The 1,002-nt window shown below is 58.5% G+C and carries 2 protein-coding genes; both read left to right on the forward strand.

Annotation, left to right across the window (positions count from 1 at the left end):
- A partial coding sequence (locus C7C46_RS35580) for a hypothetical protein (protein WP_220040750.1) occupies nucleotides 1–427 on the forward strand: 427 nt, incomplete at its 5' end.
- A gap of 12 nt (nucleotides 428–439) precedes the next feature.
- Nucleotides 440–880: an SMI1/KNR4 family protein gene (locus C7C46_RS33090; protein ID WP_110673603.1), complete on the forward strand. Its 441-nt coding sequence runs from the start codon at nucleotides 440–442 to the stop codon at nucleotides 878–880.
- Nucleotides 881–1,002 lie beyond the last annotated feature (122 nt).

Consider the following 1,002-nt stretch of genomic DNA (forward strand, 5'->3'; position numbering starts at 1 on the left):
CCACACGTACTATGTGCTGGCAGGCACGACACCGGTGCTCGTCCATAATGTCTGCGCCAGGCCGGGGGGTTACGACGGTGCGGAAGGTTCGGGTTATGGGCCAGCTGACCCGCCGGTGCGGGTTGCAGGACCATGGGTAAAGAACGATATCGGTCGTGGAACGCGCGGGCTGCGTCCGGAAAGTCTCGGTGATCGCCTGCAGATCCACCACGCCGATCAAGAAGCCGGATCCCCGATTCATGAGTTGGATCAGGACTTCCACCTTAACGCCGACATCCATCGAAATAAGTTCAACCAGGGTGTCACCAAGGAGATGAGAAAGGAAGATACTCAGCTTCACTGGTGGTATCGATCCATGGAGCAAGGATGGGGCAGCGCCTACGGGCCGGAGGCGTGGTTTGACAATTGGCCCACTGCGGATGAATAAGGGGCGACATAGATGGACTTCGCTGACTTTGTGGCACTGATCGACGAGACTCGCAGGTTGCACCCATGGTGGCTTGCAGGATTTGAGCCGATGCGTGCGACAGAAGAGGACTTGGACCATGTTCGGAGGGAGCTTTCGATCTCACTCCCCGCCGACTACTTGAGGTTCATGTCGGAAATTGGAGGAGGGGCGTTCGGATTCATGGACATCTTTCCGGCGCGCTCCGACTCGCCTCAGCGTGACGATGTCGTCGCTGTGAACTCCCAGTCATGGTGTCCGGCGAACTTCTATGCATTCGCTCCAGTAGGAACTGGCGACCTGTGGGGATTTTCCCGGGATGGCGACGAGGCAATTGACGGGGTCTTCTTCCTGGATCACGAGGATGGATCGCTGACTAGCGAAGGAATGGGATTCCTAGATTTCCTCGCCGCGAACGCATTGCGGCCACGGTAGGAATTTCGGGATTTGCATGATGAAGCCCCGCCGGAGTGCTCCGGCGGGGCTTCACTGCGTCTTGACGGCAGTAGCTGACGGCAACGTCAACGGACAGGCGCTGCACAAAGCGGCGGGTCGTT

This window comes from Streptomyces tateyamensis (genome assembly GCF_003205575.1).
GTDB lineage: Bacteria > Actinomycetota > Actinomycetes > Streptomycetales > Streptomycetaceae > Kitasatospora > Kitasatospora tateyamensis.

What these genes read in the sequence shown, in the direction of transcription:
- C7C46_RS33090 (WP_110673603.1), top strand. Translation starts at nt 440, where the DNA reads ATGGACTTCGCTGACTTTGTGGCACTGATCGACGAGACTCGCAGGTTG.